The following is a 25,199-nucleotide window of genomic DNA, read 5'->3' as shown; positions in this document are numbered from 1 at the left end:
TTTGACAAACTGAACTCATCTCCTTTCAAACAATTTTTCTATATCACTTAGTTTCATTTCTATATACGTTGGTCTTCCGTGATTGCATTGCCCAGCATAAGGTGTTTCCTCCATTTGTCTCATCAACTCATTCATCTCCTCCAACTTCATTGCCCTTCCAGCTCTAATTGACCCATGGCACGCAATGGTAGCTAGTATCTTGTTCACTTTTTCTTCTATAGGTAGCGTATCTCCTATCTCCATTAATCTATCAACTATATTCATCACCATCTCTTTCACATTTATTGTTCCTAAAATTGCAGGTATTTCTTTCACCCTTACTTTATCTTCTGATTCTATTTCAATACCAAAACCCATTTCAAAGAGCCTATCTTTATACATTCCAACCATCTCCATTCCTGCTTGGTTTTTAATCTCAACTGTTTCAGGAAGAAGAAGTTTTTGTCTTTTTATGCTTGATTTTTGCTTTAAGCACTCGTGTATTAATCTCTCATGGGCTGCGTGCTGGTCTACTATAATTAATTTTCCTTTAGCCTCAGCAATAATGTAAGTATTGTAGACCTGACAGCGTGCATATCCTAGAGGATGATCCGCTATTAAATCAATTTGCTTCCTTTCTAAAACCATCGTTCCCTTTTGGGGTAGAGATTCTCCATATTTAAACGTTTCTGGTAAGCTTCGCCTTCTTTCATCTGGTGCATTGAATTCTTTCATTAGACGATTTTCTAAAAGACTTGGCCTCTTCTCATAAAACTCTTTTTGATTTTTTTTCTCTTCACTATTAACCTTCTCTTGACTATCAAACTCTTCAATACTTTGAGACTTAACATCACTTGCTGCGAACGTGCCTATTCTCGTCGATAATGCTTTTATTAGCCCTCTTCTCACTATTTCATATACTAGCCTCTTGTTCTGAAACCTTACCTCTGATTTATTTGGATGCACATTTACATCTACTTGATCGTATGGTATCTCTAAGTGCAGCACTGCAAAAGGATACCTCCCACTTGGAATAAAGTCCTGATACGCATATCGAATTGCACCAATAAGTAGATTGTCTTTTATTGGCCTTCCATTAACAAACGTATAGATCTGAGTTGAATTACCACGACTAATAGTTGGTTTACAGATGTGTCCCGTAAGTTTGATGCCGTCTTCTTCCTCTTTAACTTCCAGCGAATTGCTCTGAAATTCTTCTTCTGTTTCACATAATCTGTTAAATAATGAAGTTTGTTTAACATATTTTAAGAGCTTTTTATTACCGGAAGTGAGAGTAAACCCAATACTATAGTTAATCATTGCTAAGTTATTTACAATGTCAACAATGCTTTGTGTTTCTGCCCTCTCGGTTTTTAGAAATTTTAATCTATTTGGTGTGGCAAAAAATAAGTCACGAATTTCAATATATGTACCTTGCAACAAAGAACAAGGGGTAATCTCTCTTATTTTTTCTCCTCCCTCATACCTTATAGACCATGCTTCCTTTGCTCCACTTGCCTTAGACGATAATTTCATTCTGCTTACTGCTGCAATTGAAGGTAAAGCTTCTCCCCTAAACCCAAGGTGCTTGATTTCTATTAACTCACTATCGCTTAATTTTGAAGTGGCATGCCTCATAAATGCTAGTTCTAAGTCGTCCTTTTCTATTCCATTTCCATCATCTGTCACAGTTATAAGGTTACGTCCACCACTTTCTATTTTGATCTCTATCTCTGAACTTCCAGCATCTATTGCATTTTCTACTAATTCCTTTACTACACTCGCTGGCCTTTCTATTACCTCTCCTGCTGCTATACGGTTTATAGTTTTTGTGTCTAAAAGAATTATTGCCATAACACTCCCTCCAATCTATGAAACTTAGAGCTCCCTCTATTTTTTTGTGATTTCTTGATCTCACAATCTCTATATTTTAGCTTTTTAGATTCCTTTCTAGCAAGTCTATCTGCCTCTTCATTATAGAGGTATTACCACTGTGAGCCTTAACCCACTTCCAGTTAATATCATGCTGCAAGACAATTTCATCCAATTCCTTCCATAACTCAACGTTTTTTACTGATTTTTTATTGGCTGTCTTCCAACCATTTGTTCTCCACTTATTGATCCATCCTGTTATACCTTGTTTAATATACTGACTATCAGTGTGTACAATAACTCTGCAGGAAATTTTTAACATCTTTAGCCCATTAATTACAGCCTTTAGCTCCATCTTGTTATTTGTTGTGTTCTCTTCACCTCCAGAGATACGTTTTTTCACTTTTATTTTCATACATCATCACAGCTGCCCATCCACCAGGACCTGGATTTCCAGAACATGCTCCATCTGTATATATTATAACCTTCTTTTTTTCGCCCATACTTACAGGATATAGATTCAACGTAAATTTGCTACCAAAATATGTTGATATTATTTTTTGAATATTTTAAAATATAAGGTATGATAGATTGACAAACCTATCCTTGTATCTTGAAAAAAGCATCTAATGTTTTAAGCTTAAATATTAGATGGAGGAGGAAGAACTCTGAAACCTGTCCAAGATTAAGAATCTGCTCGTGAGATAAGAGCTTCCTCCTCAAAAGTATAGGCTGGACGGTATCATAGAAAAACCTAAGTGGTTCTAATTCTGTATTCACAAGGTAAGCCTTACTTTTCATTTTAATAGTAACGTACGGGGTTATATATGATCAACAATTTTTTAGGCATAGACATTTCAAAAGAACGTTTTGATGTCTTTCTTTCATTCATAAGCAAAAAAGGAAAACGTGAAGCTAGGAAAAGGAGCTTTAAGAACGATGATAATGGGTTTCAAGGTCTACTGAGCTTTCTACAAAAACATAACGTAGAACAAGTGAAAGCTTGTATGGAAGCTACTGGTTGTTATAGCGGAGCTTTGGCTGAATTTCTGCACAATACTGGGCATTTTGTTAGTGTTATAAATCCTTATTGTATTAAATCTTATGCGAGGAGTAAGCTTGTACGACAAAAGAATGATCAGACTGATGCAGAAATTATTGCTGATTATTGCCAAAGACAGGAACCTTCTCGCTGGACACCGCCTTCTTCTGAATTGAAAAAACTAAAACATCTTTATCGCTGCTCGGCTGCGTTAAAAGATGAATTGACATTAGTAAATAACCACTTAGAAAAAAAAGAGAGACTGCCAAAAGAAGTTGCAAATGCTTGGGAAGACCTTGCAATGAACATAGAACAAAAAATAGAAACAATAAAAAACTCTGTACGTGAACTACTAAAACAGCACAAAGAATTGTTGGAAAATTTTCAACTTTTATTAACTATTCCAGGAATAGGAGAGGAATCAGCAATAGCTATTTTAGCTGAAGTTCCTGACATAAAGGCTTTTAGAGATGCCAGGCAATTGGCAGCATATGCAGGAGTTATACCACGAAACATAACGTCAGGTTCATCTGTACATGCCAAGCCCAGATTAAGTAAAGTTGGTTCGCGAACATTATGTAAGGCACTTTTCTTTCCTGCTATAGTAGCTAAGAATCACAATCCTATCATTATGAGCTTTTGCCAAAGATTAAAGGAAAAGGGTAAGCATAATATGGCCATCGTTGGTGCTGCAATGCGTAAACTACTCCATACTATTTTTGGTATCCTGAGATCCAAAAGTGCTTTTAATCCTGACCATATTAAAAACTACAGGGCTAGGAGGTTGACTGAAGTTTTAGTAATTTAAGATGCTACCATCTAATATAAAATAGTATTTTATATAAATTCGTTTAATGTAGTTGGTTAATGTATATGTTGATAAGTAAATTCCTGCTGTCTTATATATAAAACTAATTTACTTATCAACATATACATTAACTATAATAATCTTTATACCACTAAACAGTTGGCAGTATTTTGTGATTTTACAATACAGCTTAAGGTTCAATTTTTATAATTTTTTTGTTGACTGACGAGACGGTATCTCACGATGTTAGGTAAATCGTAATTGAGCTTTTAGGCTCGTATTTTTATTAGGAGGTTAGTCTCTCACACTGAAAATAAATATTTTTAAGCTCTTAATAGCTCATCAATTCATTTGCTGGGGTTTTAAGGCCTTTTATAAGGCAACTATAAAAAGATGATATCCCCTCTTTCATCTAAAGCCTTAAATGCAATTCTCAGATGATCTCTGACAGACGTTTTTTCATCAACACATTTAAAACAATAAAAAGATTGAACATTTCCTCACAATTGTGTATAATAATTAATGCTTTTTATCTTACTTTCTCATGGCTCTTTCGAAGTTTCTTGATGCACGCAATGATTATGCCTTTAAAAGAATATTTGGCACTGAGAAAAACAAAGATATTCTCATTCATTTCTTGAACGATATTTTAGGCTTTACTGGCTTAGCTGCTATTCACGATGTTGAATTCTTAGCTACCATTTTAGACCCTGAGATTGCCGCTAAAAAGCAAAGTATTGTCGATGTTCTTTGTAAAGACTCTCAAGGTTCAAGATACATTATAGAGATGCAGTTCACTAAGACCAAAGGCTTCGAAAAGCGTGCTCAGTATTATGCTGCTAAAGCCTACTCAAGTCAAGCAGATCAAGGTGATAATTATCATAATCTCAAGGAAATTATCTTCATAGCCGTTGCTGATTGTATTATTTTTCCAGATAAAGCTGAGTACAAATCTAATCATGTCATTTTAGATCAAAATAGCTTTGAACATGACTTGAAGGATTTTTACTTCGTATTCATAGAACTACCAAAATTTACAAAGACAAAAGAAGACCAACTAGAAAATATAGTAGAAAAATGGTGTTACTTTTTTCGCTATGCAGGAGAAACAAGGGAAGAGGATCTAGATAAGATAGTTGGTAGTGACGTAATAATAAAACGAGCTTATGAAGAGATGAATAAGTTTAATTGGTCAGAAGAAGAGTTACTAGCATATGAACAAATGAAAAAACGCATAATGGATGAGGTAGCTGCTTTTGCTCAAAAATTTGATGAGGGTCTTAGAGTTGGTCAAGAAAAAGGTAGACAAGAAGGTAGGCAAGAAGAAAAAATCGAAGTTGCAAAAAACTCACTCAAGGCCGGTGTCTCTATTGATGTTATCGCTCAAATTACCGGTCTCTCTCATTCTGAAATTTCACAACTCAAAGAAAAAACATAATTATTCACTTTAACATTTATAAAAACCTTCTCTAAGTTAGACATATCACCTAATTAAGAATCTAGTGAACTGTCTAAAATGGCTATAAAGATTGCACATAGAATTATATAAATTACTATCATAACGTTACTCAAACTTCTATATCAAAGCTACGTGCTGTAAGTTCAATATGGAAAACACATTAACCACTTAGCATTTAATGTCTACTTCATCCATTTTAGTATTAAGACTATCAAACTTGCTACTGGTTCCCCTAATTATTTTGGCTACCCTCACTTTAAATTTTCCACTACTTGGCATATTATACCTTCCATATTCTCATCTACTTACTCAAAGTATTTCCAAGCTTGGTTACTCCTACATCAGAAAGACAAGTTGATATTTTGTCCTTTGAATGGCTGTGAACTGAAGCATTACTTAAATAACTTTGAGGCTCTAAACTCATCTGCTGTTTTTTTGTACCATCAACTTCTAATCTACCATCTCTGTTGTGTAATATCTGCTCTATTGATTGATTTAGCAGACCCTTATTAAATTGAGCTATAAACTTGTCAAACTTTTTCGGACTTAACTTACCAGGGCATCCTGCTTCTCTACCAGGACATGCTTCTTCTAGGTATGAGTTTAAAACTCCCGAAATCTCATCAAATTTACCACTCATGATTTTTCCTGTAACTTCTTTCTGTATTTCCACAAAATCAATATTTAATCGATGCATTGATACACCACTTTTTAATCCAGCTTGCTCTACTACTTTCTCAAATCCCTCTGTAATATTTAATGCATAGCCCTGTGCTTCTAGTGGGGATATAGACTGATCTACTGTAGAAATATACTTCTGACGTGTAACTTTTCTAATTAATAAATCAAGTAATATTATTGTACCATTAAAATCAACCTGTGATAGATAGTGATCTCCCATTTCTAGTATTGTATTTCCGCCACTCGGTTTAAATTTAACAGGTGTTTGCCTTTCACGCATTTGTTTTATATTTGCATTTACATAACCAATATTATCTCGGGAAAAACCCCCATTTGTAAAATAATTACTTTCTTGTTTTTTATCTGTACCATCAGATGATAGTGTGGTACTTGTTGAGCTACTATTACTTACCGAAGCTTTGGCAAATTGCCCATCAACTTGTGAGATTGAATCCTTAGTGCTTGATATTCCCACAGGTTTAGAACTTAACAATCCACCTATAGAGCTCTTTACCCAACCAAATAAATCATTTATCCATGAAGATGGTCTTGTACTACCACTTACTGCTATCTCAGGTTGATTACTTGAATCTATAGCAAGAAGTTTTCTTGACATATGATGACGAGCATGATCTCCATGGTGATGACGGCGTTTGCGTTGTCTTACACTATCATCAGCTGGGATAACATGATAAATCAACGCTGAAGATGGAACTGCAGACTTGCTCCTTAAATATTCCTTAATTTCTCTATAATTCTGATTGATAGCCAAATCATAGGGTGTTCTACCGTCAGCAGTTAAGGCATTAACATCAGCACCTCTTTCAACAAGACGCTTAACGACATCTAATGAACCCAACTGCACAGCCCAATGAATAGGTGTCCAACCTTCATCATCTTTGACCTTAATATCAGCATTGTTATCTAAAAGAAGTTCAACTATATTAAAATTGTTCTTTTGAATGGCCCAGAACACAGGAGTCCAACCCTGCCTACCCTGAACATTAACGTTAACACCTTGTCTGATACCGTCTCTAACTTTTTCAAGATCTCCTTTTTCTGTAGAAATTAATAATTCTTTATCTAGATCCAATTGTTTTTGTTTCAAAACTTCTACTATATCTTCGTAACCCTTTTGAATAGCTAGGTCTAAAGATGTCTTGCCGTACATTTCTGTAGCCTTTAAATTAGCACCCCTGTCAAGAAGTAGATTTACTACATTCAACCTGTTTGCGTCAACAGCAATATGCAAAGGTTTCCTATTGTATGCATCTTGAGCCTCAATATTAGCACCTTTATCAAGAAGAAATTGAACCATATTTGAATTACCTTCTTGAGCCGCAAAGTGCAAGGGTGTTCCTTGATATGTGATCTCATTATTAAACTTGGCACCCTGAGCTATAAGGAACTTGACCGCATCCCATTTACTTCCCCGAGCGGCATAGATTATAGGTGTCCAACCATTATTACTATCTTGAGTATCTAAGCTAGCACCTCGAACTACAAAATCCTTAACTTCATTAAGATTACCACCTTGTACTGCAGTTAACAACTGCCTATCTAGACCTAATTGTGTTTGTTGTAAGTATTCTACAACATTATTATGTCCTTTATCTCTAGCAAGATCTAGCGGTGTTTTACCATCATTATCTTTAATAGAAAGATTAGCACCTTTCTCTATAAGATGTTGTACTATACTTAAGTGACCATTTCTGGCAGCCCAATGCAGAGGAGTCCGACCAATATTATCTTTAGCATCAATGTTAGCACCTTTATTAATAAGGAGATGAACTATATGCCATTTACCTAAGTAAATAGCAAAAAGCACAGGTGTTCTACCCTTATTATCTTTAGCTTCAATGTCAGCACCTTCATTAATCATAAGATTAGTCATATCAAAACTACCTAATTCTATAGAACTAAACAGCTGCTCTTTTAATAATAAAGTGCTCTTTTCTCTATTAAATTCCTCGATAATGCCTTCTGACTTATAAAATGTAGAAACTATACGTCTTGGATTAGAAATTATCGTATCATTAAAAGCAAAGATCATCTCCCTTGCTGGTTGATAAGTATTCCAATTTTCTACCTTTACAAGGACATCGCCTTCACGTAATAGTAATAAACTATCATTCATAACTTTCATATCGAAATCTAATATAGACTTATCTTTCAAATCAACTAAACCAATATCATTCTTGTTAATAGGTTGATTATGATAAATCTGTAACCCTTGCTCATCTGGCTTATAATACCTGAAAGAACTAAATTCATCAGCTCTTTCTCCAAATTCTTCTGGTTCTATAATTCTATTGTTCAGTTCTACAGATAAATCCCAATTTTTGTGAACAGAAGAATAATAATTTGATATCGATAATGCCCCTTTATCTGATAACAATAGCAAATCATTATTTAGTTTCAAGAAAAGTACTTTGTCTGAGTCAAATGTGAAACAATTATGGTGATTTAATAAGTCAGTACCATTAACACTAAACCTTCCATCTATTTTCAAGCTATGAGAACAATAATCTCGCTCTAATTCTCCATTCTGAAGTTTGTAGTACTCTTGCCCGTCAAATGTAACTGTAACATCTTTATAATTCGGCAACAGGGCTACGTGCAAGCTATTTCTGTTAATCTTTATTTCTCCTTTATTATTTTCTATAAATGGTATATCATCTAACGTACAATTTAATTGGCTAAAATCCAATATGCCATTTGCTTGAGCAATCGTAATATTAGCGTCCCTGTTCTCGAAAAGATAAAGATGACTTATATTACTTGGAGCTTCCCAGTAAAAATTATGATGTTCTTTATCAGGATAAAAAATATGATTGCTAGAACCGCCTATAGTGCTATGATAATTGGCACTTGATAATTGCTTTGTAATATTAAAGCTTGAATTGTCTATCTTTCGTAAATTATCTAATTCATCATCTAACACAATATCACCTCTCAAGCTTTTTATCACATGCAAGTTTGTTACTACGCCAGTCTTATCATCTATTTTCGTTGGTGTTACAAATAAACCATCTGCTGTTTTTACCGATGTTTGTTTATCTACACTTATAGAAGCCCCACTTTTATTATAGATGGTTGTTATGTTATTAACGTGGGTTATGTTATATATATCATTAAAATTTATCGGTAATAATACTAAACCTTTTCCATGAATGGAATCACCAAAATAACCCTTTATTGTAGTAAAGTTTTTTGCTGTTATTACATCATTTCCACCTTTACCATCTACATAATCTACATTGAAGAACTCTAGGTAATTAGTTCTATTACTGCCAATAATAGAATGTATGTTTATTGAATCTGTAGTAAGATTACCTTGTGTTATGACTATGTTCTTTTGTCCATCTGCTCCTAAATCACAAGAAAACTTTCCTGCTATGTGAAAGAAATTTTTACCTGGACTATATACCTTACAACTATCTAATGACTTTTCAAAATAGTACCTATTTTCTATATTATCTCTTCTATCCCGATCACCATTTAAAATATCCTTTTCTTGAAAAACAATATTAACATTAGCATTTTGAGCCGGTATGTAATATATGCTTCCATACCCACGGGAATTCTTATTTCTGTATATAACTGCATTATAACAGTCGCCAGAATGTTCTTGCAAGGACCACTTTTCTAATACTCTATTTAATATCCTACCCCTATGTGGTGATGAATCTCCACATGAAGCTTGACTTGGCAACGTATACAGAATTTCCCTGTTTTTTTCATGTATTGTAATATCATCATCACGTGGTCCACAAGTGACACTATAATTTTCAATAGTACTCGGAACAATTCTAGAATAGTAATTCATATCATCAGCATAAAGAAAGTGCGTAATATTCGTACCTAAGTCAAAACCAAGCCTATTACTAATCACCCTAGTTTGGGTACTACACTTAAATCCGCCTAAAAGTTCTACAATTCCTTTACCAACATCCGATGGCATCATATGCCCCTGTCTTTTATCTCGAAAGTGTTTACTAGTAGCATATTCTTCTTTTGTAACCAGTATAGAAGGCAGTGAAATAGCTATTGTATCGTAGTTACTCTTAAATTGATTTAAGATCTTTGATATATACTGTTTATATATCTCTTCTGCTTGCAGATCATTTCCTATATAATCTGGTACTTTTTTACCAAGAAAGAAATCCCAATACAAGTCATGTTTCTCTTGATCTGTAAGTTTTATATGTTCTCCTAATTTTTCTACTTCAAGTCCCGCTTCTACAAATTGTGCTATAATGATTACAGCAACTGAAATAGCAGCACCAACCGGACCTGCAAATTCTCCTATTATTCCTGCTTCCATACCTATAGCTGACATTGTTTCCGTAACAACCGCAGGGACATCTGCAGCTATAAAGATAGAATTAGTTGCTATGTTTAGATCGGCAATCTTTATGTCTGCAGGATCTGTTGCATTTTGTCTTGCTTTAATCGATTCTGCTAGCCCTAAAAATGCCGCAAAATTACCTATAGCACGTCCCATAACTGGAGCAAACCCCTTCAACATCTGAGAATCAAGCTTTGTTCCTAACTCTAACATTTTTTCAGAGATTTTTTCACCAATCTTTGGCATTACCCAGAGATTTAATGCATCGTAGCCTAACCCCTCTATGTCTCCATTTGCTATATGTTTACCAACCAAAAATGCTGTAAAGGCAAGACCTGCACCTTCTGCTACTTTTCCTATTTTTTCTGCTACTCCGGATCTTCTCAGAATATTTTTCACTTCTTCTTTGTTCTCTATATTATCATTCATTTCTTTCACAATACCCCTAATCTCTGGGTCTATTGAATCCAGATCTATGTCTTTAATCTTTGCTACAAATGCTTCTTCAACATTTTTATCTATAATTTCACCTTTAGATATCTTCTGAGAAACCTTGAAAAGCTGATCATAAAACTCAATATTCTTTACTTTTTCCACTACCTTGTCAGTGTTAAATAACTCTCTAATAAGTTGTTTTTTTTCTTCCTCTGTAATCTTTTCTTCATCACGTGAATCCACGCAGGCCATATTTATATTACGTTTTTTTCTATTTCCATTACATTGCTGATTAAAAATATCCCTTGACTGCTCTAAAATATCTTCCGGTTGAAGAGGAGGTAAAATATGCATTGAGCTATGACTTACTAAAAAAACATCAAACTTGTCACGCGTTTCAATTAATGATTCAGGCGTGCTAGCACCTTTATGGAACACCGCCCAAAACATCTTTGCCCTTTCGCTATCTGTCAAAGATTTAACATTATTTGGTTGTTTCTTATAGCGATCTAACTGGCTTTCAGCCTCTTTAGCTTTTGTTGTTAATCCATCTGCTATACCCTGGGTTTCACTAAACTTCAACTCTATACCAGTAAACTCTTCCCCTCCAATCACCCCAATATCAATACGTTTACCGCTTCCAGATTGAACTTCCGGAATAACACCTATACGTTTCTTGCTACCTCCAGACATTTGCGAATCACTATAATACATAAATAAACCATGCAGTATAGCTTGAAAATCTATTTCATTATTAATCATTTCCTTAATAGGAAATACAGTGCTACTCACCTCTGTAAACAATTTCTTATAATGTTCTGCATTATCAGATTGTGTACCGATTCCCTTTTTATCTACTGCATTATCCAACATATTTTTTAATTTATTGACATCAATGTCTAATTTAGCAAACTCTCCACTGAAGCTTTGGGTCTTTTTTATGTTGTAGTTATCTAAATTATCACAAGAATTCACTTGAACCTTCCGGCACCAATTTTTAAATTCACCTGCTCTTGCCTTTTTCGTTTCTAGTAATAAATTAACCTCTCTTATTTTGAGGTTCCTATTTCCCCTAATTGATTCATGCATGCCAAGCTTTACATTAACCTCTTCATTTTTTCCAATTACTTCATCTATATTAATTTTCTTACTTCTTGAATCACTTCTAATGATATTTAGTAATACCAATTCATTTTTACCTGAATTCACGAACCCAAATGACGTGATATCATTAGAAACACCCCTATCGTGTTGAAAAATATACTTATTCCATACTTCTCTTGTTGTTCTTACAGGTATCAATTCTCCCAACAGCACCTCACTAGTATACCTATAATAGTTTTCAGCTAAATTTGGTATGGAGTAGTAAGTATACTTCAGTTGTTCGCGTATTTGCGCTGGATCAGCAGATTCTAACACTGATTGCAAAAAAGGCTTAGGATGTTGTTTATCTCTAGCCGCTTTATCTATTTTAATTCTATTGTTAGGCAAGTCAGGATTATATACTGCATAAATAACATTATCGTTATTTGTTATCATCCGCTGTGGACCATACTTAAATGCCTCAGCATATTTTTCTGCTTGATCAAAAGGGGTACCTTGAATGGTTAGCGTCTTACCAGCTTTAAGCTCTATTATTATAGGAATGGCATTATCTGACCTTTCAGGCGATCGGACCAGCACAACAATATCACTAAAACCTTCTCCTAAAGACAATTCAAGGTAGGACTTAAGGTTATAACGATACTTAAATAGCATTACAAAAAAGCCAGCAAACAACCCATGGTAATCAGATTCAAGTTTAAAATGTCCACTTTTTTTAATTATGTTCTCCTGAACCACCGAGTCAAAATAATCAAATACTTTTTTAATGCTACCCTGCACTTCTTTTACATCAGGAAGAGAAGATTTAGAAATTAAATCTTCTAAATTTTCTACTTCTGTTCTTTCCTTTAAAAAAAACAGTGCGTTTACTCCATGAATAGCAAACCTCTGTGGCATGAAAGATCGCCTATTAATACCCTTTATTTCTCTTATTTTTACATTACTTTGGTACTCCGTTGAGCGTAGATGTTCTATTGGAATGGAATAACCTACTTTATCCAACCTATCATACTTGCTACCTAACTTAGATTTTATGTAACTTATTTCTTCTGGTGTAAATTCAATATGTACATCATCAGAAACTACAACAAACAGCAATTTCTTGTTATTTTGTTTCTCTATCGGAATAGCAAATTTAACTCCAGAAATATAACCTGTTTTATCCTTTTCAATGTGGTAATATACTTGTTTAACTCCTAAATCCCTTCCCAATTTAGTATCTGGTAAAGTTAGAAAGCCACCTAACATAAACAGAGAGAAAAAACCTTTTTTATTTGCAGAGCGCTTATTATCTGGAAGCTGATCAATAAACGACTGCAACCTTTCCCGGAAGGTTCGAATATCACCGCTTAATAACATTTCAATTAATTCAGGGTATTGTTCGTTATTCACTGCACCTTGCATATTTATATCTCCTAATTTAAATTAATTGTTTCTGTAACTGCTGAAAAATGAAACACTCGCTTAACATGGTGCTGAGCATATGCTCTTCGTTGCCCTGTACTGCAGACGTACTATTTATATTTACACTTACACTCGAAGTTTGTATATCCTGAGTGTTTTGATCAAGAACTTCAATTAATCTTGGTAACGTCTTTTTAATTTTACCAAATACTATTCTGTCACGATTAAGTGCATCTAAGTGAGCATCGGCAGTTGGCATATATCTATTAAACGCGCTATCCAAGTCATCAATAAAGTTATCAATATCTGCTAACACCATTTCATTACTATTAGCATAGTAAAAAAGAAACTCTTTCAATAGCTCTTGATTGCCACCAATATAAAGTAAACCACAAACCGCTTCACCTTTCCCAGATAAAAAAACATGCTGACGTTCTTTGCTGCTATAAGCTTGCCAGAGTTCCTTAAAACCCTCTTCACAACCATTTTTTGCGAATTCTCTTAATAAATAACTGCGACTGCCACAATCAAATGAAGGTAATTCTCTCCAAAACCTTTCTTTTCCTAATTCAATAATGCTATGTAAAAGCTCTGCACGAGATTTGTTAGACTCCAAACTAATAACTGACAGCAGAGTACTGTAATCCTCTAAAGAAAAAAATTGGGCTCGTAATGGAAATAGCTGACAAACTATGCTAAAGTAACCGTTATCAATTAACATGTACAGAACGTTACATTTGCTGAGAAATTTTTCCAAGTGCTGTTTGTTACCTATTACCTTTTGTAAACAAAAGATAGTAGTATCGACGTCATTATTTCCACTCATAGAATACAATGCAGCCTCTATCAATAAATTTAATTTAACTTCTTCTGATATATTTTGTTTCTCTAGTCTTTCATAGAAAAAAGCAACGGCTTCACGTTCACAATCCTGATAAGCTACCTTGAATCCATAAATGTCAAAGTTAGGATCATAACATTCGGTATATTCCTCCTTTATCTGTTCCAGTTTACCAGTAATAAAATGGCCCCAGAATTTCTCTAACAACCTAGAGCTTTCTTCTAGTACTTCATCTTCAGATAGATTATGCACCTTTTTTGCTTGTTCTTTACATAACTTAAATAAATCGCGAATCGTATCTTCATCTAGACAGTTTAAACAAGCTAATGTATAACAGTCACTAACACCTAGAGAATTATCATAATTACTCTCTGAGCAAATACCTATTAGCTTTTGAATAAACATCCGCCAATCTAGTCTTTTTCCATAAACATCATCATCAATCCAGCAATCATCTTGAGAGAGAATACTTGAGGTTATATCATACTTCACATAATAGATTATCCTACTATTACTGTTAATGTGCCTTCTTAATTGTTTTGCCTTAGAATGTTTAAAAGGATCATCATGTTTTATGACTCTTTCTAAGACTTCTTTGCAGTAATATGAATCATCTAATTTGATTAAGCTTTCTTGCTCCATTATAATTTACCCATTGAAAATTAAATACACTATCTTAAAAACCCTATTACTGTAATAAGGACCACCTTACTAATAGATAAAATAGAACTTCTGAATATTTTGATGCTTCATAATTATCCCCTCCTTAATAAATAAATGAAAAATATTGTACCCTCTTACGTACCATAATGAATCGGCTTCTATTATACTTTAGGTATATTACTCCACCTTTAAAACTTGTCAATCACTATTTAAGAAAAATTTTCTAGCCCAAAGTAGTTTTAGGCAAAGGGCTCTTAATAGGCTCGATATAAGATCTTTTGTCTACTTTTGAATTCTGTTTTTTATAAGTTTATCTTAATACTTATTGTTAAATGAATTACTATTAATTTAATATTATATATCGCTAATGAATTAAATAATATAACCATCTCCATCACTAAAAACCAGCAAGCGTGAGAACTGTTTTTCTTGGGATGCGTTGGTCTACCATGTGATATATGCGAACTTTTTTATATGGTAATTTCATTGTACGCTAAAACTAGCTATATTAGACTACTTTAGCCATATTTACATACGAACTGTTTTGTATAACTTTGTTACAACAATTTCACATTCTTATTTACACAACGCCGCTTTTGTTTAAATTGTTCTCACAAAGGTAGGCACTATTTTTATGTTTTTGAAAAAAGTAAATAATCAAATTTTTTGTGACGCTGATTGATATAGTATCTGCGAGAATACTTTTTAGCAGTTGACCCTACGAAAAGTATATACTACAGTTAATATTTATTCTCTTACCATATTAGAGTGGGTATTTAAATACTAAGGACTTATACAGGCTTCAATAGTAGTTGATCCTATCTTATATGTTTAAGACAAGCTAAAGGGTTATATTCATATTAGATGTAACCTGATTAGGAAATTTTTATAGTGCTGTTTTGGTTAGTTTGTGGGGTAATACGATGGTGCGCCAAGAAGTGCTTGGAGAACAGTTGGTGAAAATCCAACACAAACAAAGTCTAGCCAACAGTTTGGAACAGACCACTATGTTGCATGAGGTAACGAGTGTAATAGAGCTAGTGGGATGGACAATGCAGGGTACAACGAAAGTGAAGGGATTGAGTTCCGAAATACCTGAAGACATAGAGGTCGACATTTTCATGGCCATGGAAGACAGCATGAAGGATAGCGTAAAGGCAAGTTATCACTCACTCTATCGGGATCTGAGACCGTGCCATGTATTGAAATGGACTTCAAGTGAACTTGGGAGATCCTATGCATTCCTACAAAGGTACGCTGGAACAAGTCAACAAAGGCAAGAACTAGCGGAAGATGCAGGGGAAGTCGGACTGATTGATAGTACTCAGAATGTGGGAAAGCCACGTACAAGGGGAAGCGATCAGCAATATAGTAACTGGAATAGGGATTGCTAGGCCAATACAACGGAGGTTGGAATAACATGCAAAATAAACTAAACCAGATAGCAGTAAGAGCAAAGCAAGATAAGCGACTAAAATTCACATCGTTAGTCCATCTGATAAATACAGAGAATCTTGCGAGATGTTATAAAGAACTGAAGCGTAACAAGGCTTGTGGAGTAGACCAGATAACAGTGGAATCATACGGAGAAAATCTGAATGAGAAACTCGAAGTGCTAGTAGAAAGTATGAAGAGGAAGCAATATCAACCACAACCAGTAAAGAGGGTATATATACCGAAAGCTGGAAGTAAAGAGAAACGCGGACTCGGAATACCATCGACCGAGGATAAATTAGTACAGATTATGCTGAAGAAGATACTAGAAAATATTTACGAGGCAAACTTTCTGGACAGCTCATATGGATTTCGACCTGGAAGAAACTGTCATCAAGCGGTAAATGCACTAGATAAAGCAGTTATGTACAAGCCAATAAACTACATTGTAGAAGTGGATATCAAGAAGTTCTACGATAATATACAGCATAAATGGCTAATGAGATGTCTAAGGGAACGAATAACTGACCCAAATTTGCGGTGGTTAGTAAAGCGGTTTCTCAAGGCAGGGATAGTCGAAGCTGGAAATTATGAAGCAACAAAACAAGGTACACCCCAAGGTGGTATAGTAAGTCCTGTATTAGCAAATATATACTTACATTATGTGTTGGATTTATGGATAGAAAAGAAATTTAAACCAAGATCCAGAGGATATATACAACTAATAAGGTTTTGCGACGATTTTGTGGTTTGTTGCGAAAGTAAGGTAGACGCGGAAGAATTTCTGGAATTACTGAAACAAAGGCTAAATAAATTTGGGTTGGAAGTATCTGAAAACAAGACCAGAGTAGTAAAGTTTGGCAAGAGGGAGTGGCAACAAGCGATAAGAGAGAAACGAAGGACGGAAAGTTTCAATTTTCTGGGGTTTACGCACTATGGTGCAAAAAGTCGTCGTGGTAGATTAATAATGGGACATAAAACCTCAAAGTTAAATCTAGCCAGAAAACTAAAAGAAATCAAGGAGTGGTTGAAAATAGTCCGCGGAAGTATTCGACTTAAAGCTTGGTGGCAAGTACTGAAGGCTAAATTAACAGGACACTATAACTACTTTGGTATTAGCGGAAATTATTGGTGTTTGAAACAATTTTACACATCAGTAAGAAAGCTAGCATTTAAATGGATAAATCGGCGTAGTCAGAAAAAGAGTATGACCTGGGAACAGTTTGTACACTACGTAGAAGTAAATCCATTACCAAAGCCAAAAATACATTTTTCTTTATATGCATAAGAGGGACGACTGTGAAAACTAATATTGATGAGCCGTGTGCGGGAAATCTGCAAGCACGGTTCTTTAGGGGGAGTTGTAGTAATAAAACTCAAACGAGAGGAGTAAAGCTACAGCTTCTACCGAACGAAAATACAAATGATAGAGGTAATACACTTCCTTTTATAGCTGGTACTCTTGCTACTCTTACGTTACTTGCGTCTGGGGTTTTTGCTATAGCTCCCTATGTTGAATTTTTATCTCCAATTGTAGTTTTAGGTATATCTCTCCCCATTACTTTGATTATATCTTTGCTTTCTATAGCAGTAATTGCATTTACGTACAAAATAATTAGTAAAAATAAAAAATTAGATGAAGCTTCAAAGCAAACTAATAGTCCTGTAATAAAAGACGAGGTAGAAAAGCGAATCAAAAACCTAGAAGAATCTAATATTCTATTCAATGAAAAGTTAGAAGTGCTTGCTAATACTACAACAACAAGTCAAATGAAAGAAGAGCTGTACATGAAATTTTATGAAAAAGGTGAAGTAAGGGGAAATAAACCTTTTGAGGATTTTATTCTTGAAGAACATAAAAGAGAAGAGTTAAGTAGTATTTGCAAGTTAATAAAGGATAATATTAGTAAAATGTCCTTAGAAAAAACAGGTAATTCAGAAGAAAAAAGAAAAGTAGAAAGAGTAGGATGCATTTTGTACGGTCCACCAGGAACTGGTAAGAGTACAATTGTTGAAGCTATTGCAGATAAATTTAAATCTCTCACTACGTTTATAAAAGTTCCTGGATCTGATTTGCTTAGAAAATCAAGTATAAATGAGGTTTTTAATAAAGCAGAAGAAAACGCCCCTTGTATAGTTCTTATAGATGAAATTGACAGCATCGGTACAAAGCGCACTGATGATAATCAAGTATCTTTAAATTATTTTTTCACTAGGTTAGATGAAGCTAGAAGAGATGTGATAGTGCTTGCTACAACTAATGTCTGTATGGGAGATCTAGACACAGCACTTACTAGGGGAGGTCGGCTAAGCAAAAAAATTGAATTCCATGAACTAAAAGGAGACACGCTTAGGAAAGTACTGAAAGCGGGCCTAAAGAAAGAATTGAAAGGTACAGAATTTGATTCATATATTAAAAACATTTTAGAGGGTACTGCTAATATTACTTTTTCAGCAGCAAACTTGGATAGTTTTATAAACTATGCAGCTGAATGTGCGCAAAGTAGCAAAAAGCCTAATGTTCGTACTATGGTCAAAAATTTTTGTGATAATTATGGTATTCCATTTAAAAATCCAACTAATGCAGAACATAAATTGAAAGTTACAACAGACGTACAAAATCAGGAGAATGATAGTGGTTATTCGAGTGGTACAAATACTCCAAGTCCTTTGAAAGGACAATCTTTAATTACTCCCGTTATTATTAATAAGTTGGAAGAATGCAGAAAATCACTTAATCTGGTAGACAAGAATTAGCTGGCAGAAGAATTGAGGTAGTTATATCAAGTTCCAATGGTAATAGAGAAAGAGTGCTTTTTTTATAACTTGATGCTTAAGCAAACTTATCTATTTACCCTTTTGATTTGAGTTTGTTTTGTGGGTAAATTTGGCCATTTTATATTGGTACTAATATAAGAATATCTACCACGTTAAAGGTTTACGTAAACACTTAAACTTACTACAGAAACTAAAACATTGCAAAAAAATATCATATTAAAATTGGTTTAACTTATCTTATATACATACGAACTTTTCTTTATAATAATTTTACTATACGCTAAAATCACCTATATTAGCCCATTTAATCAATATCTACATACGAACTGTTTTGTGTAACTTTTTTCCAAGGATTTCAAAATTCTATTTTCATAACCCTGTTTTTACGCTCTTATTCTCACAAAGGTAGGTACTTTTTTACGATTTTGAGAAAGTAAACATTCAAGATTTTTATGACGCTAATTTGCAGTATGTTTCTATACTAATCAATCTAAAGTAGCTATTAATAATTTTATATAAAGTATGAAGTCTTGACTTTTTTATTAAAATATTCAATAATTTAATTATATAACTGCTTTAAGTGGAGATACTTATGACTTTAACATTGGAACAGTGGAAAGAGATACTGGATACAGTAAATCCAGACAAGGGTGATATATTGAAACAAATAAAAGAGAACTTAAAAAAAGATCATGACCGTATATATAAAATATTTAAAATAAAGGACTTTGGCATAAATGACGAATTCCCATTAGAAAGTAGACGTGTTTCACTGTTGCATATAGCTGCTAGTAATGGTAAATCAAAGATAGTTGAATACTTAATTGGTAAAGGAGTTGATGTTAATGTAAGAGATCATAATGACAACACTCCCTTACACTGGGCTGCTCGCTATGGTCATTTAGAGGTAGTTCAAGCTCTATTAGAACAAACAGAAATTAATGTTGATGTAAAAAATAACCATGGCGATACTCCCTTAAATTGGGCTGCTCACAATGGTCATTCAGAAGTAGTTGCATGCTTGATTGACAAAGGAGCTAATTTTGATGTAAAAAATTATGATGGCAACACTCTCTTACACTGGCTTATTTGTAATAGTCACTCAAAGGTAGTTAAATATTTTATAAAGAAAAAAGAGGTTAATGTTGATGCAAAAAACAACTATGGCAACACTCCCTTACACTTGGCTGTTCGCAATGGTTGCTTAGAAGTAGTTAAAGCTCTATTAGAAAAGAACGCTAAGGTTGATATAACAAATGATTATGGTGACACCCCCTTACATGATGCTGCTTCTAATGGTTATTTAGATATAGTTAAAGCTCTATTAGAACAAACAGAAGTTAATGTTGATGTAAAAAACAACTATGGCGACACTCTCTTACACTTAGCTGCTCGTAATGGTCGTTCAGAAGTAGTTGCTTACTTGATTAGCAAAGGAGCTAAGATTGATATATCAAATAATGATGGTAACACTCCCTTACACTTAGCTGCTCGTAATGGTCATTCAGAAGTAGTTGCTTACTTGATTAGCAAAGGAGCTAAGATTGATATATCAAATAATGATGGTAACACTCCCTTACACCGGGCTGTTGCTAGTGGTCACTTAGGGACAGTTCAAGTTCTATTAGAACAACCAGGAGTTAATGTTGATGTAAAAAACAACTATGGCAACACTCCCTTGCACTGGGCTGCTCGCTATGGTCATTCAGAAGTAGTTGCTTACTTGATTAGCAAAGGAGCTAAGGTTGATATAACAAATAATTATGGCGACATTCCCTTACATGATGCTGCTTCTAATGGTTATTTAGATATAGTTAAAGCTCTATTAGAACAACCAGGAGTTAATGTTGATGTAAAAAACAACTATGGCAACACTCTCTTACACTTAGCTGCTCGTAATGGTCATTCAGAAGTAGTTGCTTACTTGATTAGCAAAGGAGCTAAGATTGATATATCAAATAATGATGGTAACACTCCCTTACACCGGGCTGTTGCTAGTGGTCACTTAGGGACAGTTCAAGTTCTATTAGAACAACCAGGAGTTAATGTTGATGTAAAAAACAACTATGGCAACACTCCCTTACACTGGGCTGCTCGCTATGGTCATTCAGAAGTAGTTGCTTACTTGATTAGCAAAGGAGCTAAGGTTGATATAACAAATAATTATGGCGACATTCCCTTACATGATGCTGCTTCTAATGGTTATTTAGATATAGTTAAAGCTCTATTAGAACAACCAGGAGTTAATGTTGATGTAAAAAACAACTATGGCAACACTCCCTTACACTGGGCTGCTCGCTATGGTCATTCAATCAACTATGTTTTTTAAAATTTTTTGAATTTAGTCTCATTTGTTGATAATTTTGTATTTTTATTCAATTGAAAAATGTATTTTGGCAACAAAAACCCTAGTTTATACAGAAAGAAATTTATATCAAACAGCAAGCACTGCTTAGATTTTATGGTTAACGAATATGTGCTTTAAATGTGTGTAGACGCACATATTCGTTAACCTATTTTCTATACAGATTTTTTTTATTTCATATTAATTGCTTCTTTAAGTCTTGCATTGGCAATTACTATGATTTTTCGCATTAGAGCTGTTATAGCTACCATCTTCTTTTTACCTCTACCAATAAGATCAGAATAAAAAGCACCAAGTGCAGATTTAGATCTTGCAGCAGCCATAGCAGCTGTGAAAAGCTTTGCACGAACATTGCTTCTACCACCTGTTATCCTTCGATAACCAATAGTTTTACCGCTTTCTTTTGGATGTGGAGCAACTCCAGCAAGACTTGCAACTTCTTTTTTGTTTAGGTGGCCAAGTTCTGGCATTAGACACACAAAAACTTGTGATAACTTGAGACCTATTCCTGGCACTGTTCTCAAGATTTTTTGACGCTTTTGTAACTCTGGATTTTTATCAATAATTCTTTGTATGGCATCGTTGAACTCATTTATCTGACTGGTAAAAAAGTCTATTGTTTTTTGGCAACTTTCCTTTATATAGTCGTTTTCAGGTGCTGCAAGCCTACATTTCTCTTGAGTTCTCATTTGCGTAATGTCATCACGACGTTGACAGAGTGCAACTAAGGCGGTTTGTTCTTTTGACATACGCACAAATAGAGATAGAGCACTATAGCGTTCAAAACCATATTGAGCAAGGGCTCTTGCATCTGATTGATCTGTCTTTGCTAAAGTTCCATGTGATATGATAAAACTTTTTACTTTACGAGTATTAGCTCGATGTACAGCAACATTCTTATCAACAAGAAAATGTGCTAAGCCAAGCTCATATTTTCCAGTGTTTTCTAAAGTTACTAGAGAATTAGGTAGGATATCTGAAAATTTTTGAAACAACTGTTGCCAACCAGTAGCATCATTGTCAAACTTGATAGCGCTCCTTTGGTTATAAGCTGCAGCAACATTTTTAAATTTTCCGATATCAATGCCAATGAAATTTTGATAAGATGTAATCATAATAAATAACCTCGATAGTTTAATTAATTTAAGATTGTAAACGGGTGCATACATATGTCCCATGCAACTATTCAAACGTATCGAGAGATGGGGCTAGTTTACCTTGATGGCTACGGTTGTAATACCAACTTTCATTCGGTCGCACACGCCCGTGATAGCCCTATTCCTATAGTGAGTAGGGTTATCTTTCCCTCTTATCTCTTTTATATCACATTTTTAACTTACAACTTTCAACAAGCTTAGAATAAAATGCACCAAGTACAGATTTGGACTTTGCGGCAGCCATAGCAGCTGTAAAGAGCTTTGAACGAACGTTACTTCTACCACCTGTAATCCTTCGGTAACCAACAGCTTTACCACTTTCTTTTGGATGCGGTGCAACTCCGGCAAGACTTGCTACTTCTTTTCTGTTTAAGTAACCAAGCTCTGGCATTAAACACAAAAAATCTTGTGATAACTTTTTACCTATTCCAGGAACTGTTTTAAGGATTTTTTGGCGTTGTTGTAATTCGCAGCTTTCATCAATAATCTTTTGTATGGTATTATTGAGTTCGTTTATTTGACTATTGAAAAACTCAATGGTCTTTTGACAGCTTTCTTTTATATGATCATTTTCCGGTGCCTCTAGTCTGCATTTTTCTTGAGCTCTCATTTGCGTAATGTCATCACGACGTTGACAAAGTGCAGTCAAGGTTGATTGTTCTGTAGAGGTAGGTACAAATAAAGAGAGAGTTCTATGGCGTTCAAATCCATATTGAGCAAGAGCTCTTGCATCTGATCTATCAGACTTTGCTAAAGTTCCGTGAGATAAAATAAAGCTTTTTACTTTACGAGTATTAGCTCGATGCACAGCAATATTTTTGTCGGTAAGAAAATGTGATAAGCCAAGTTCATATTTCCCTGTATTTTCTAAAGTCACTAAAGAATTAGGTAGAATATCTGAAAACTCTTGAAACAATTGTTGCCAACCAGAAGCATTATTATCAAATTCGACAGCATTCTTCTGTTTGTGAATTGCAACGACATTTTTAAATTTTCCGATATCAATGCCAATAAAATTTTGATAAGATGTAACCATAATAAACCTCGATAGTTTTAGTGAATTTAAGATTGTAAGCGGGTGCATATATATGTCCCAAACAACTATTCAAACGTATCGAGAGATAGGGCTAGTGTACCTTGATACCGACGGTTGTAATACCAATTTCTTCTCGGTTGCACATGCCCGTGATAGCCCTATTCCTAGTGAGCAGGGTTATCTTTCTCTCTTATCTCTTTTATATCACGTTTTTAACTTACATTTCTTCCTTATCTACAGATTCGAAATCATCTTTCTCAAGAAACAACTCATGTATTATTTGTGCTAGTATCATAAAGTCTTTCTTTTTAGGGGACCGAACAAAGCCTGGATATTGCTCATCATGTGCAGTTTTTTCATAAACAGATTGAATGAAAGTAGATATTCTTTTTTCTAATTTTCTCAAATTTTCTACCAATTGCTTTTCCCCTGGTAAAGGTATTTGAAGCTTTTTTTGCTTTAACACCTCCTTTTCTGATATGTGACCAGAATCGTTAATAAACTTACGTGTTATTTGCTCTAACCTTTCCAAGTCTATTTCTGTATTATAATAAGAAAGAGCTGGATAATTTTCATCTTGGCACAGCTTATTCTGATAATCAGAAGCTTCAATAAACTTATTTACTATTTCTTTTAATTTTTGTAAATCATTTAGCTCTTGATTGGAATATTGAATAATTCTTTCTTCTGGATAATGCTTGTTCAGCTTTGCAAGATATTTTTTCAGCTCCACCCACCACTTATATTTAGCAGATTTTTCTTGTTTTTCTATTTTATTGTCCCAAATTTGGGAGAAAAACCCTGGACTTGAAGTCCATCCTTTTAAGAATATAATTTTAAGGTGAAAAATCTGAAAGAATGTGGAATATTATAGAAAAAGCAGTCACTCTGTATATATATCACATAGTGTGGATAACAAAATATCGATATCCAGTACTAGTTGGAGATATTGGAAAGAAAGCTAAAGAAGTTGTACAAGAAGTATGTGCAAATAATCAAGTAGAAATTATCAGAGGTAGAGTTGCGTCAAGTCATGTACACGTATACGTTTCTGTACCCCCATACTTAAGTATTAGTAAGTTAGTGCAGTTAATAAAAGGAAAAAGTTCCAGAAAAATCCAGCAAAACTTTCCAGAGCTAAAAAAGAGATACTGGGTTGTGGGCAGTAGGCTACTTTGTCAGGACTAGCGGAAATGTAACTGACGAAATGATAAAAAATTATATTGAAAATCACTCTAAAAAAGAAGATAAATTTGGTGACTTTCAAGTCGAAAGTTAGCATTCTATGCTCTCTCTCAATCTTTGGATTTTAATCCATAGTGGTTGAATAAAATAATATAGCTTAATTATTAACTATATCTATGAGAAAATCAAGAATTATGTATTTTTTTATATTTTATATAGGATTATTAATATTCACTTTAGTTTCAGAAACATACTGCAAATTAGAATCATAAAAATCTTTAATGTTCATTTTTCCAAAAACGCAAAAAAAGTACCTACCTTTATGAAAACAAGCCTATAAAAATATGGTTGTAAAAATGGAAGCCTAAAATCATTGCAACAAAGTTAGGCAAATTGGTTCATATGTAAATTTAGTGAAAGTAAACCAATATAGCTGATTTCATGGTATAGCAAAATCACTATATTGAAAAGTTTATATGGTACACCAATTGATTCTAAAAAAAATGTTTTCACACTAACTGGTTTTGGGTGCTGGAAGTGACCAAATTACTTAAGTTGTTTAATACTGAATGAGTATAAATTTATTTTCTTCTACTAATCGTACA

At 34.1% G+C, this 25,199-nt stretch carries 11 protein-coding genes and 3 pseudogenes; 7 read left to right on the top strand and 7 right to left on the bottom strand.

The window, feature by feature from the left end:
• Positions 1–15: 15 nt before the first annotated feature.
• Together mutL and rnhA are read right to left on the bottom strand one after the other, a co-directional pair.
• Positions 16–1,833, bottom strand: a complete 1,818-nt coding sequence (gene mutL, locus ABWU28_RS04585; RefSeq protein ID WP_265022325.1) for a DNA mismatch repair endonuclease MutL — start codon at positions 1,831–1,833, stop codon at positions 16–18.
• Positions 1,834–1,925: 92 nt separating this feature from the next.
• Positions 1,926–2,354 (bottom strand): annotated as a pseudogene (gene rnhA, locus ABWU28_RS04580) (ribonuclease HI); the annotation flags it as partial.
• A gap of 324 nt (positions 2,355–2,678) precedes the next feature.
• On the opposite strand from rnhA, the gene ABWU28_RS04575 reads away from it, so the two are divergent.
• Both ABWU28_RS04575 and ABWU28_RS04570 read left to right on the top strand, forming a co-directional pair.
• On the top strand, positions 2,679–3,701 hold the full coding sequence (locus tag ABWU28_RS04575) for an IS110 family transposase (protein WP_264377700.1): 1,023 nt from the start codon (positions 2,679–2,681) through the stop codon (positions 3,699–3,701).
• A 544-nt stretch (positions 3,702–4,245) separates the two neighbouring features.
• Entirely contained in the window at positions 4,246–5,139 is an 894-nt protein-coding gene (locus ABWU28_RS04570) for an Rpn family recombination-promoting nuclease/putative transposase (RefSeq protein WP_265022324.1), read from the top strand.
• 322 nt (positions 5,140–5,461) lie between these two features.
• Here ABWU28_RS04570 and ABWU28_RS04565 read toward each other — a convergent pair whose 3' ends face one another.
• Positions 5,462–13,135 carry an ankyrin repeat domain-containing protein gene (locus tag ABWU28_RS04565; RefSeq protein WP_353275012.1) on the bottom strand — a complete coding sequence of 2,558 codons (7,674 nt, stop codon included), beginning with the start codon at positions 13,133–13,135 and terminating at the stop codon, positions 5,462–5,464.
• 16 nt (positions 13,136–13,151) lie between these two features.
• Positions 13,152–14,618: a hypothetical protein gene (locus tag ABWU28_RS04560; protein ID WP_265022322.1), complete on the bottom strand. Its 1,467-nt coding sequence runs from the start codon at positions 14,616–14,618 to the stop codon at positions 13,152–13,154.
• Between the two features lie 1,028 nt (positions 14,619–15,646).
• Between ABWU28_RS04560 and ABWU28_RS04555 the strand changes: the two genes are divergently transcribed.
• The 4 genes from ABWU28_RS04555 to ABWU28_RS04540 all read left to right on the top strand — a co-directional run bounded on the left by ABWU28_RS04555 (position 15,647) and on the right by ABWU28_RS04540 (position 21,180).
• Positions 15,647–16,033 (top strand): hypothetical protein, encoded by a 387-nt coding sequence (locus ABWU28_RS04555; protein WP_353274937.1) that lies wholly within the window; start codon positions 15,647–15,649, stop codon positions 16,031–16,033.
• Between the two features lie 26 nt (positions 16,034–16,059).
• Entirely contained in the window at positions 16,060–17,361 is a 1,302-nt protein-coding gene (gene ltrA / locus ABWU28_RS04550) for a group II intron reverse transcriptase/maturase (RefSeq protein WP_353274935.1), read from the top strand.
• A gap of 11 nt (positions 17,362–17,372) precedes the next feature.
• On the top strand, positions 17,373–18,830 hold the full coding sequence (locus ABWU28_RS04545) for an ATP-binding protein (RefSeq protein WP_353275010.1): 1,458 nt from the start codon (positions 17,373–17,375) through the stop codon (positions 18,828–18,830).
• 613 nt (positions 18,831–19,443) lie between these two features.
• The gene (locus ABWU28_RS04540) at positions 19,444–21,180 is read left to right on the top strand and encodes an ankyrin repeat domain-containing protein (protein WP_353275008.1); all 1,737 of its coding nucleotides are present in this window, start codon (positions 19,444–19,446) and stop codon (positions 21,178–21,180) included.
• 206 nt (positions 21,181–21,386) lie between these two features.
• Here the strand turns inward: ABWU28_RS04540 and ABWU28_RS04535 are convergent, their stop codons facing one another.
• The 3 genes and pseudogenes from ABWU28_RS04535 to ABWU28_RS04525 all read right to left on the bottom strand — a co-directional run bounded on the left by ABWU28_RS04535 (position 21,387) and on the right by ABWU28_RS04525 (position 24,142).
• Complete coding sequence (locus tag ABWU28_RS04535) at positions 21,387–22,331, bottom strand: IS110 family transposase (RefSeq protein WP_353274924.1); 945 nt, start codon at positions 22,329–22,331, stop codon at positions 21,387–21,389.
• Between the two features lie 211 nt (positions 22,332–22,542).
• Positions 22,543–23,409: pseudogene (locus tag ABWU28_RS04530) on the bottom strand (IS110 family transposase); the annotation flags it as partial.
• 217 nt (positions 23,410–23,626) lie between these two features.
• Positions 23,627–24,142 (bottom strand): hypothetical protein, encoded by a 516-nt coding sequence (locus ABWU28_RS04525; RefSeq protein WP_353275006.1) that lies wholly within the window; start codon positions 24,140–24,142, stop codon positions 23,627–23,629.
• Positions 24,143–24,269: 127 nt separating this feature from the next.
• Here ABWU28_RS04525 and tnpA point away from each other — a divergent pair.
• Positions 24,270–24,688, top strand: a pseudogene (gene tnpA, locus ABWU28_RS04520) (IS200/IS605 family transposase).
• Positions 24,689–25,199: the final 511 nt, after the last annotated feature.

This window comes from Wolbachia endosymbiont (group B) of Pilophorus perplexus (assembly GCF_964028155.1).
In the GTDB taxonomy this organism is placed as follows: Bacteria; Pseudomonadota; Alphaproteobacteria; order Rickettsiales; family Anaplasmataceae; genus Wolbachia.
Note: the sequence above shows the minus strand (reverse complement) of the source record. Positions and strands in the feature narration are given on the sequence as shown.